Source organism: Candidatus Rhabdochlamydia sp. W815, assembly GCF_018642185.1.
Taxonomy (GTDB): Bacteria; Chlamydiota; Chlamydiia; order Chlamydiales; family Rhabdochlamydiaceae; genus Rhabdochlamydia; species Rhabdochlamydia oedothoracis.
Genome location: NZ_JAAVTY010000041.1, coordinates 1 through 11,395, shown reverse-complemented (window position 1 = coordinate 11,395; position 11,395 = coordinate 1). Strand labels below are relative to the sequence as shown.

Here is an 11,395-nt window from a genome sequence, read left to right as displayed (position 1 = left end):
TATATTGGAACGGACTATTAATGTTTGGACTACTGGGATATTGGATGAATTTCTTAAGTCGGCAAGTATCTTTAAAACAGTAAATTTAATTCAAGATAGGTTCATGATAAGTATAAACATATGATTTTTGTTCCAATAAGAGGTCTATAGTAGTGCCAATTCAAACGGCTAGCTTAATGGGGTTCAAGTCAACGACTTGAAACTTGTCGTTAATCCTATATTTTTCTATACGATTGAATCGGAACCAATATATTATCAAAAGTTGGCAAAAAAAACCAAAAATTTTTAGAATTAACCCACTCCATCACACTTTGGGACTAAACATCTAAAACGTTTCTACATTGATCTTTTTTTAAATAAGGTTTAGTTTTTTTGTTAAAGAAGTTTTTGCGGTCAAGATGACTCGAACATCCACCAGGTTGCCCTGACTAGAACCTGAATCTAGCGCGTCTACCAATTCCGCCATGACCGCGTAAGAAGGATATTGTATCGGAAAGAGGTTTTTAGTTTAAGCTAGATTAAAAACCAGAATGCGATTTAATCTAGTAGATTCCATGTAATAAGGAGAATAAACGCAATGAGTGAATTCATAAAAGAAATATTGGAAAACGACTTTGATAGAGAAACAAGCCAAGGAGCTGTATTGGTTGATTTTTTTGCCGATTGGTGTGGACCTTGTCGACAACTGACTCCTATTCTAGAGGAAGTGGCTAAAGAAGTAAAAGAGGTGAACTTTTTTAAGATAAACATTGATGCTGCTCAAGAAGTAGCTGCTCGTTTAGAGATTACTTCTATTCCTACGTTGGTTTTATTCTATAAGGGAAAAGAAGTAGATCGAGTTGTTGGTTTAATAGAAGCAGATGATCTAAAAACATTTCTTGCAAAAGCCAAGTAAATCTTATTTTTTAAGGCAGGTGTTTCACTTGCCTTAAAGCTACTTAATCCAATGTAGTACATCTCGAACAATAGACCAGCGTTTTTCTTGGGGAGCTGCAATTTCTGTTTTGCCTTTAACCCAAAGATCGTATTGCTTTTCCGTAAATCCTTGATTGTTTTTTAGTTCTAACCATTGGTTGAGATAGTTGAGAAACTTAGGACTGTCTGCATTAATAGCATAGCCTAAAGTATCTATTCCAATTGCAGGACTTGGAATCACAATACGGTAATTGCGGTGTTTTAAAATCCATGCAAGGGCTTGTTTTTCTTCCCATAGCAAAGCTACCTGCTTTCCTTTTACAGTGAATTCCTCAAAGTGATCCAAATAAATAATCCTGTCATTAGAAAAGAACTCATGGGCTACTTGCTCATAAGAAGATCCTTTAAGTGCAGCAATTTTTAGATCAGGATTGTTAAGAATTTTTTCCATGGAGGAAAATTTTTTACGCATTTTTTCTTCTGTAATCAAAATCAATCTTGCATCTAGATCAGATTTAGTAAAAGAAAGGTTTCTAAGTCTTTTTTCGTTCATGCTTAGTGCAGACATAGCAATATCGTATTTCTTCCCTTCTATATCGGAAATGACATTGTTGTAAGAAAGAGGCACTAATTCTAATTTACAGCCAAGGTCGTAAGCTAGTTCATAAGCAAAGGCTATGTCGTATCCGACTAAATGATTATTTACATTATAAAAACAAAAGGGGGCTACATTGGGATAATAACCCACTCTTAAAGTTTTAGTAGATAAAATGTGATCAAAAGCATCCCCTTCAAAAGGATTTGAGGGAGGAATCGTTTTGTAGACCTTTACGGGAATGGTAGAGGTAATTGTTAGTTCGTAGATGCTTTTAGCTTCATTTTTAATAGTTGGTAAAGGATTAAAAGATTTAAGGACAAGAAATAGTAGAACCATAGGAAGTAGAGTGAAAAAAGTTTTACTGATTATTCTATTCCACCTAAAAAGCAGCATATTACGACAAGAAAGGGTGATGAATAAAGAAAGAGAAGTAATTTGCATGGCAGATAACATGGACTGAAATCCAGAGGTAAAGGGGAGGGTCGTCAAATACAAGTTAATCGCATTAATCGGCAAGCCTAAGGAATCTAGAATGAAAGTTAAACTATTAATCCACGAGCCTAGTCCGACCGAGCCTAAGTTTGTCAAAAATGTAGTTACGAATAATTCAATTTGAGAAGAAAAACCTAATGGCAAACCATAAAAAATAGATATAAAAAATACAAATAAGGTAATGAAAAGAGCTCCTAGGGGTAGATTGAAAACAACAGACACAGTCCCTTGTATTTGTGTTTGAGCTTTTTCGTCGGTAGGATCAATAATGGCTGTTTCTTTTTTGAGCAATTCAATGATATAGGGCAAACAAACAATGACTACATTTGTCGTATAAGCAAGCACCAAAATAGGAAGAGTTTGTTGTAGCCATTTATAAGCAGGAATAGAGGTTAACATACTTGTAAGTCTGGGAAAAATCCAAAATATAATCGAACATGTTCCTAAAAGGTATAAGATTATATAAGTGCTAACTTGCTTAACGGTAGAAAGTTGAATCGTCCCTACTTGGTTGGATATAATTAAAAAAGTTCCAATCGGTGTAATCCGAGCAATCCAAGCCGTAATTCGTGTTAGTGCACTTACTAAATTTTGTAAACCATTCATAATTACATCTTTTTCTTTGAGGTGGATCAATGCAATTCCAATCAGAAGAGAAAAGATTACGATAGCTGGAACAATGTTATTGGTTAGATCGTAAAAAATATTGTCGGGAATGAGCAATTCAGCAAAGTTCAAATGAGGTGTATCGCTAGAGATATAACCAGATGTTTGAGGACTGCTAGAAAGGGGAAATAAATGAGAGACCGTGTAAATCATTAAAATATTAATGGTCCAAGCTAAACTAATAAAAAAGATACCGCGCTTTACAATTAATTTACCTTGAGCAGAGCTTAACTGTCCTACTCCATGGATAATAGCCCCAATTAAATAAGGGATAGCTGTAACTTTGAGGAGTTTAATGTATGCAGATGCATAAGAGGCAAAGACATCGCATAAATCGCCCAGGAATAGGCCAAAAAGAATCCCAAACACTGTGGCGATTGCCATTTGGAAAGCTAAAGAAATCTTAAATAAACGCATAAAATCTATGGGATTATCTAGTCATGGATCGTTATTGCATATCAGAGCAGTATGGGTAGATTTATGCAATTGGATTTTAGGATTTTTTTATAAAAACTAATGTCCTAACGTATATCTGTTTTGGGCTCAGCGATTTCCATAGGGTGTATATTTTCTTTTGAAGAAAGAGAATTATAAGAAGCATTTGCTTGAACAACTTCTATTTCAAAAGTCAAAAGAGAGTTAGGAGGAAGGTTATGATGCATCTTATAAGCAAAATCAGGGTGAATGTAGATAGTGCGTTTTTCTCCTTCTTTCATACCAATTAAACCTAAGCGCAGGCCCGTAATAATTTCATCGAGAAAAAGCACTTCTTCATTAGAATCATTAAAAACAGAACCATCGAGAAATTGTCCTTTATAGTGCACCAAAGGAGAAAAATGAGACTGGATTGCTTCTCCAGTGCCTGTTTTCTCTATACGATATTGAACCTTGCCATTTTCTATACTTACCACCGCTGCATCTATTGCATTTTTTTTGAGGAAGGTTTCTGCTTTTTCTAAATTTTCTTTAGATTCTTGCTCAAATGCTAGTTCTTTAGCAGCAACAATTGCTTCTACACACTCATTTTCTGTCATAGGGGATTCTTTCCCATCTGCAGCTTCTTGCAATCCTTTGATAACCTGTGCTAGATCAAGTTTGACTTTACCATTCTTTTCTAAGTCTTGTTGAATCAAATTTTTCCCAATCAGATGCCCAAAAGCTCGAGAAAGCTTTTCAATTTCATCGTGGTGAATAGCTGATCTGCCAGGAGGGCTTTCTTGACAAAGGGCAGCTTGCGTCATAAATAGAGCACAAGCTAATAAGAGATATTTTTTTGACTTCATGGGTTGCTACCTCGGAGCATAAATGAGTGTATTTGCTATTCATCTTAAATCTTATGTCCAAATGATTTCAATAGGTTCTATTTGAACTTTTAAGTCATTTAGTTGTTTTTTTTCTACTTTTGCAGGAGTTTGGATCATTAAATCACTAGCTTTTTGGGTCTTGGGAAAAGCAATCACATCTCTAATATTTTCTGTTTTTGCTAAAATCATTAATATGCGATCTAACCCAAAAGCAAATCCTAGATGAGGAGGGGCCCCATATTCCAGAGCCTCTACAAAAAAACCAAACTTTTCTTGAATGACATTTTTAGATAAATGAAGAATTTCAAATATTTTATTTTGTAATTCGCTATTGTGAATTCTCTGAGACCCTCCTCCAATTTCATACCCATTTAGCACAAGATCATAAGTCAGAGCACGCACTTTTAATGGATCTGTATTTAGTATTTCAAGATCTTCAGAGTGAGGAGAGGTGAAAGGATGATGCTCGCTTTCTATGCGCCTTTCATCCGTATTCCAACGAAGCAGTGGAAAATCTGTGACCCAAGCAAAATGCATATTAGATGGATCTATTAAATTTCTTTCTTTTGCAATTTTTCTGCGAAGATGATCTAGGCCTTGGTTGATTCTTGCCTCTTCTCCTCCTGCTATTAAAATCAAATCGCCTATCTCACATTGCATGCGGTTTTTTAGGTCTGTTAATAGTTCAGAGGAAAAGAACTTAGTAATGTTTGAGCTTAAGCTCTCAGATTGACACTTCATCCAAGCTAAGCCACTGACGCCAAATAAAGAAACAAATTGTGTATAGGTTTCTATTTCGCGGCGTGATAACTCTGCTCCATTTTTTACCAAAACAGCTTTGATACAACCTTTTTGCGCTAGCTGCTCGCGTAGAACGGTAAATTCGCTCTGTTCTATGATGTCGTCAAGACGCACAAGAGGCATTTTAAAGCGCAGATCTGGATGATCGGTTCCATAGCTTTCCAAACAGTCTTTATAACTCATTTTAGGGAAGGAAATCGATGAGGTATTAGGTGAAACAATTTGAATGATCTTAGTCATTAATTCTTCAATAATGCTCATGATATCTTCTGGTTTCCCAAAACTCATTTCAAGATCGATTTGGGTAAATTCAGGCTGTCTATCAGAGCGAAGGTCTTCATCGCGAAAACAAGGAGCGATCTGAAAATAGCGATCCATGCCAGATATCATCAATAATTGTTTGAATATTTGAGGTGATTGAGGTAATGCATAAAAATTACCCGGATAGATTCTAGAAGGTACAAGATAATCACGGGCTCCTTCTGGAGTGGATTTCCCTAGAATGGGTGTTGAAATTTCGACAAATCCCTGCTCACTCATAAAATTGCGGGTGGTTAACATCAATTGATGGCGCAGTAATAAATTATGGGCAACTAACCCTCTTCTGATATCTAGATAACGATATTTAAGCCGAAGCTCTTCATTTACCTCGATATCCTCATCACAAATAGAAAAAGGAGGTGTCTTAGAAGAAGATAAGATCTCTAATTCTTTTACGTAGATTTCTAACTCACCTGTGGGGAGTTTAGGATTAATCATTTTTTCAGTGCGCGCGATTACTTGACCTTTAACAGAAATAACCCATTCGCTACGTAAACGCGATGCCTGATCAAAAAGCTCTTCGGAAATGGTTTTAGGATCAAAAACGAGTTGGGTTAAGCCAAAGCGATCTCTAAGATCGATGAAGATGATACCTCCATGATCACGCCTGCGATGTATCCATCCGGATAGAGTGACGATTTTACCTATATGAGAGGATCTTAATTCTCCACAAGTGTGTGTTCTGCGATAGTCAAACATTAAGCCATCCTTTAAGATTATCGATTAAATGTTGAATTGAAAAAGTGTGAGATTCACGCGTTGCTAATTTTTTACAAGTGATTTTTCCTGAATGGATTTCCTCATCTCCAATCACTGCAATAGCGGTTGCTTGGAGTAGATTTGCAAGCTGCAAACCGTGTTGAATTTTTTTACCGCTTAAATCCATTTGTGCAGCAATATTTTTATGTTTAAGTTGCGTTGTCAGCTTAAAGGCTAATTGAGTAGCCTGATTGTTCATGGGTATTAAGAAAAGATTCGGTTTTAAAGGACCTGGAAAGAAAGCTTCTTGTTTTAACATCGTTTGCAATAAGCGCTCTAATCCTATAGCAAATCCTGCAGCTGGTAAGTTAGGACCACCCAAATCTGCTATTAGCCCATCATAGCGTCCGCCAGCTCCAACAGCATTTTGGGCTGCTAGCTGTTCTGAGGTGATTTCAAATACAGTATTGCTATAGTAATCTAATCCACGAACAAGCCTTGGTTCCACCTGGTAAGGGATCTTTAGTTGATTTAATTCATGTAATACTATTTGAAAATGCTCTTTTGCCTCTTTGCTTAAGTATTTGCTAATTAAAGGTGCATTTTTCAAGATTTTCTGATCTTGATCTAGCTTAGAATCTAGAACGCGCAAGACGTTTTTTTTAAGCCTTATTTGACTATCTTCTGATAATTGATCTTTATGAGGTGTAAGATATGATAACAAAGCTGCTTGATAAGCCATGCGAGATGAGTTATCACCGACAGAATTAATAGAAATAGATAGGTTTTTCAACCCCAGTCTCTGATAAATTTGATACATTAGGTCTATTAATTCTACATCTTGATAAGGATGCATTGTACCGATTGCTTCCACACCAAATTGATGTAGCTGCCGATAGCGCCCTGCTTGTGGCCTTTCATAGCGAAACATAGGTCCGATATAAAAAAATTTGTGAATACCCGGTGTTTGATAGAGATGATCACTAATGAAAGCGCGCACTACAGGAGCTGTCCCCTCTGGTCTTAAACTCAAAGAACGTCCTTTGCGGTCTAAAAAGGTATACATCTCCTTTGATACGATATCAGAGGACGCTCCAACGCCTCGTTCAAATAGTTCTGTGCGCTCAAAAATCGGAGTACGAATTTCTCTAAAGCCATGTTTTATAGCTTCTTCACGTAAAATCTGCTCTATGTAGGTCCATCGATGAGATTCCTTCCAAAGGTCTTCTTCTTTTGTCTCCTGTGGCAGAATATCGAAAGTTCCTTTTACAATTGGGTATTTCATATTAAATACTTTCCTAAAGTTCTTACGCGTTGATAGAAGAATTCTAAACTGTGGATTGCTAAAGAGTAAAGTGATTTTAAATACAGATTCGAAGGTACTAAAAAGAAACTTAAAAAAGCTTTTTTTCTAATCTTTTAAGAGAGGCTAATTTCTTTTCAACAAGAGGCACTGTGTAATAAAAAACTTACGTAAGAGGGTGTTGTTGCATTTAAGCCAAGCATGCCGTAGCTAAATAGATCATGCTCATACTAGTATACTCAAATATATTAGAAATAAGATTTACAGGTTGGGAAATACATAGATTTTTTCCAAATACTTTAATTATAATCGCATCCATATGTCGTTTAGAGGGCATTCTTATTAAAAAATAAATCTTTATAAATTCTTAATTTGAAATAAGATTAGTATATCGGTGATCAATACTAGATTTAAAAAAATATTTACATTTTAAATTTAAAAAAATATTGTAAATTAAGAAGTTACTATAATCTATTTTTTGAGGCAAGTCTATATGAAATCAATACGATTTTTTGTTTTGAATAGTTTAACGCTTTTTTCAGCTCACTTATGGAGTGCTTCGCTTACCGTTTCAACTAGTGAAGATAATGGACCAGGAAGTCTTAGACAAGCTATTTTAGAACTCAATAGTGCAATAGGAACATCACATACTATAACCATTAATGCAGGGTTGCCTACTATTACGCTTGCTAGTAGCTTACCCGTCATCCAAAAACCAGTATCCATTATCACCTCTGGAGGGATTCCTCAAGTAATCGATGGCAATGCCAATCAATTCCGCTTATTTGCTACAACTAAACCCCTAACAGTACAAAACTGTACTCTACAAAATGGTGGTGCTCTTGGAGGAAATGCAACAACCACCACTGGTGGTCCTGGTGGTGGAGCTGGAGGTGGGGGTGGACTAGGAGCAGGGGGCGGTATTTATATTGCACCAGGAAGCTCTGTTATCTTAAATAGTACTACTATTCAAAATAACATTGCGCGAGGAGGTGCTGGAGGAACTGGACAAAGTAACACAAATATTGCAAATGGAGGGTGTGGTGGTGGAGCTAGCTTTTCATCTGCAGACCCAAATAGCAATGGGCTTAGTTCAGGAGGAGGAGATAATCCTGGTCAAAGCGGTGTCAATGGAGGAAAAGGAGGGGCACAAGGAGGAGGAGATGGAGGAAAAAACACGCAAATTCTTACCGACGGGAAGGCAGGATCCGGTTATGGAGGAGGAGGAAATGGAGGTGGGAATGGTGGTGTTGGCCATATTGAATTACTAAAGCTCCCAGGTGGAGATTTTGGAGCTGGTGGTGGTGGTGGCGGTAGTGGAAGTGCTTATGGAATAGTAATAGCTGTTCCTGTATCAGATGAAAAATTAGCAGAAGAATATGACGTTTACATTGCTACCTTGGGTGGTAGGGGAGGCAAAGGCGGAGGCGGAGGCGGAGGTGCGGCAATTAACAGTAATGGTGGTGGTGGTGGTGGATTTGGTAGCGGTGGTGGCGGTGGCAGTAACATCTTGGATTTTATAACTGGAGCTGGTGGTGGTGGTGGTGGGTTTGGTGGCGGTGGTGGTGGTGGTAGTAGTGGCAAAAGCAGCGATAATAGGCAAACCGGCGGTGGCGGTGGCGGCGGTGGCTTTGGAGGAGGAGGTGGTGGAGCTGGTGGAAGTCGACAATATTTAGGTGGACTAGGCTATGGAGGAAGATATGGTGGAGATGGAGGAATGCAGAAGACAACAACTTCTTACGCAGGAGCTGGAGCAGGTGGAGCTGGAATTGGAGGAGCTATTTTTGTTTCTTATGATAGCGTTTTAACCATCCAAGACTCAGTCTCTTTAAGCGGTAATCAAGCAATCGGAGGAATAGCTGGAGCTTCAGATCCTGCTCTGTCTTTAGCGGCTACCGATGGACAAAGTTTTGCTAATGATGTGTTTTTATACACTGATGCTCAGTTGATCTTTGATAACGAAACAGATCTATCAGCAAATTTTGCTATCCAATCAGATCCAAAAAGCCCTTCAGATAGGGGAATTTTCAAACAAAATACCGGTACAGTCACACTTTCTTCAACAAGTAACAACTATAGAGGAGGAACTCAAATCAAAGAAGGAACGTTATCTATTGCAAGCGATGTACTCGGTGATTCGTCTGGTCCGATAGCTTTTTTTGGAGGCATTCTTGAAACTACCAGCTCTTTCTCCTTGTCTAGGAGCATTTTTCTTGCCCCTTTTGGCACAATTAGTGTGGATTCCTCTTGTATTTTAACTATTCCAGGAATAATTACAGGCCCTGGTAGTCTAATAAAATCAAATGACGGAACACTCGTTTTAACAGGGGCGAATGACTACATGGGGGGAACAACGGTAAGTGGTGGAACACTGCAAGGGAATACAACCAGTCTACAAGGAGACATTATCGATAATGCCATTCTAATTTTTGATCAAGAAAGCACAGGAACATATAATGGAAACATTTCAGGATCTGGCACTTTGATCAAGCAAAAGTTTGGATTGGTAAATTTTACCAATGACTCTTCAAGTTTTGCAGGCCAGGTAGCTGTCAATGTAGGAGCTCTTCTCGTCAATGGAAAATTAGGTGGCACATGCACTGTCGCACCTAACGGAGTGCTCGGTGGAGTGGGAACAATCGGTACGGTAATTAACGATGGCATCGTTGCACCAGGTAATTCGATTGGAACTCTAACCGTCAATGGAAATTATACACAAAGTTCAAGCGGTACATTAGCCATAGAGATCGATGTAATGGGAGAAAATGATCTACTACAAGTGATAGGGACTGCCTCGTTGAATGGGGCTCTTTCCATCAGACTTGAACCCGGAGTTTATTCAGAAGAAACAGTTTATACCTTTCTTACCGCAGAATCTGTTACAGGGCAATTTAGCAACTCTTTTAGCGATCAACGCCTAGTTTATACCGTCAATTATTTCCCTAACCAAGTTCAACTCTCTTTAAGTGCTCCTTCTTTAATTATAAGTATACCTAATTCTAGCTTGACCGGTAATGCGCGAGCTGTTGCAGATTATCTATTTTGTTCCTCCTTTGACTTCGCAGATATAGATCTCGATGCAGTGGCTAATGCTTTACTCCAGCTACCGATGGATGAATATGCAAAAGCACTTAAAAGCTTAACCCCTGCTGCATTTGGATCTCTGCCCTTAGTTGAACTCGAGAGCATTTTTAATCTTGCCAATGCCTTTTTTATGACAGGAGCTGGTCAAAGGTCTTATTGTTATACAGATATCGATGAACCTACGAATATTTGGGTCAACCATTTAGGGTTTATTTATTCACAAGAAGGGTGTCAAGAAGCTCCTGGCTTTAAGGCTCACACCTATGGAGTTGCAGTAGGAGCAGACCACCTGTTTATCGATCAGTGGAGCATAGGGGTAGGGATCGCGTACTCTCATGCCCAACTTGATTGGAAACATCAGATGGGGGATGCTTATGGTAACTCTGTGCATTTAGGTCCTTATATAAAGTACGACTCTGAAAATTTCTATTTTGATTTTCTGCTTTTAGGAGCAGGTAATTTCTATGATGTAGATCGAAAAATTGTATTTCCAGGGATTTCTAGAAAAGCGCATAGCGATCCTACTACTTGGAACTTCTCAGAGATTCTCTTAGCAGGGCTTAGATTAGAGCCCTTCAATGTAGACAATTTTTTCGTGCAACCTGAAATCAGGTTAGATCAAACCAACTCGTTCCAAGGAAAATTTAAAGAAAAAGGAGCTCAGTCTATCGACCTTTCTATAAAAGACAAATGCTCTTCCTTTTTACGCTCCTTGGTCAATATTAAAGTCACTAAAGAATCATGTATTAGTGGTTTTTGCTTAGTTCCTAGTGTCAATCTAGGTTGGTTGAGAACAACTCCTTTAATAGGCGGTCATTACACCTCTGGATTTAGAGGGAAAACATTTTGTGAACCAAATTTTTCGGCGACTAGCTTTCATCAAACAATCGATCAATTGCTCGTGGGTGCGCAATTTCTTATCTCTTGCCAGGGAGACTTCCAGTTATCTATTGGTTATGAAGGAACCTTTGGTAGAGGGACAAAAGTCAATGAAATGAATTTGGCTCTGGATTGGAAGTTTTAGATGTTTAGTCCCAAAGTGTGATGGAGTGGACTAATTCTAAAACTTTTTGGTTTTTTTTGCCAACTTTTGATAAAGTCTTTTCAAGTTTGATAGGCAGGCGATGAAAGAATCTCTATTGTGATTTTTAACAATCAAACACAAGGAGAGACCTTGCCTAAAGGCTACCATCACCTAACCTATGACCAAAG

Annotated in this window: 6 protein-coding genes and 1 tRNA gene; 2 read left to right on the top strand and 5 right to left on the bottom strand. The window is 38.0% G+C overall.

Annotation, left to right across the window (positions count from 1 at the left end; genetic code table 11):
* Positions 1-388: 388 nt before the first annotated feature.
* Positions 389-472: transfer RNA gene (locus tag RHOW815_RS04175), tRNA-Leu, on the bottom strand.
* A gap of 105 nt (positions 473-577) precedes the next feature.
* Here RHOW815_RS04175 and trxA point away from each other — a divergent pair.
* The gene (gene trxA, locus RHOW815_RS04170) at positions 578-895 is read left to right on the top strand and encodes a thioredoxin (RefSeq protein WP_215217086.1); all 318 of its coding nucleotides are present in this window, start codon (positions 578-580) and stop codon (positions 893-895) included.
* Positions 896-934: 39 nt separating this feature from the next.
* On the opposite strand, the gene RHOW815_RS04165 is transcribed toward trxA, so the two are convergent.
* The 4 genes from RHOW815_RS04165 to hisS form a co-directional block, all read right to left on the bottom strand.
* Entirely contained in the window at positions 935-3,088 is a 2,154-nt protein-coding gene (locus RHOW815_RS04165) for a cation:dicarboxylate symporter family transporter (RefSeq protein WP_215217085.1), read from the bottom strand.
* 104 nt (positions 3,089-3,192) lie between these two features.
* A complete protein-coding gene (locus RHOW815_RS04160) occupies positions 3,193-3,954 on the bottom strand; it encodes an FKBP-type peptidyl-prolyl cis-trans isomerase (RefSeq protein ID WP_215217084.1) in 762 nt (253 codons plus the stop codon).
* Between the two features lie 51 nt (positions 3,955-4,005).
* Positions 4,006-5,796, bottom strand: a complete 1,791-nt coding sequence (gene aspS, locus RHOW815_RS04155) for an aspartate--tRNA ligase (protein ID WP_215217083.1) — start codon at positions 5,794-5,796, stop codon at positions 4,006-4,008.
* A complete protein-coding gene (gene hisS / locus RHOW815_RS04150) occupies positions 5,789-7,081 on the bottom strand; it encodes a histidine--tRNA ligase (protein ID WP_215217082.1) in 1,293 nt (430 codons plus the stop codon). The genes aspS and hisS overlap by 8 nt, the downstream gene beginning before the upstream one ends.
* A gap of 511 nt (positions 7,082-7,592) precedes the next feature.
* Here hisS and RHOW815_RS04145 point away from each other — a divergent pair.
* Positions 7,593-11,207, top strand: a complete 3,615-nt coding sequence (locus RHOW815_RS04145; RefSeq protein ID WP_215217081.1) for an autotransporter outer membrane beta-barrel domain-containing protein — start codon at positions 7,593-7,595, stop codon at positions 11,205-11,207.
* Positions 11,208-11,395 lie beyond the last annotated feature (188 nt).

Excerpts from the sequence above, each read along its gene's own strand:
- RHOW815_RS04160 (WP_215217084.1), bottom strand. The coding sequence starts at position 3,954 with ATGAAGTCAAAAAAATATCTCTTATTAGCTTGTGCTCTATTTATGACG.
- hisS (WP_215217082.1), bottom strand. The coding sequence starts at position 7,081 with ATGAAATACCCAATTGTAAAAGGAACTTTCGATATTCTGCCACAGGAG.
- trxA (WP_215217086.1), top strand. The coding sequence starts at position 578 with ATGAGTGAATTCATAAAAGAAATATTGGAAAACGACTTTGATAGAGAA.
- aspS (WP_215217083.1), bottom strand. The coding sequence starts at position 5,796 with ATGTTTGACTATCGCAGAACACACACTTGTGGAGAATTAAGATCCTCT.
- RHOW815_RS04165 (WP_215217085.1), bottom strand. The coding sequence starts at position 3,088 with ATGCGTTTATTTAAGATTTCTTTAGCTTTCCAAATGGCAATCGCCACA.
- RHOW815_RS04145 (WP_215217081.1), top strand. The coding sequence starts at position 7,593 with ATGAAATCAATACGATTTTTTGTTTTGAATAGTTTAACGCTTTTTTCA.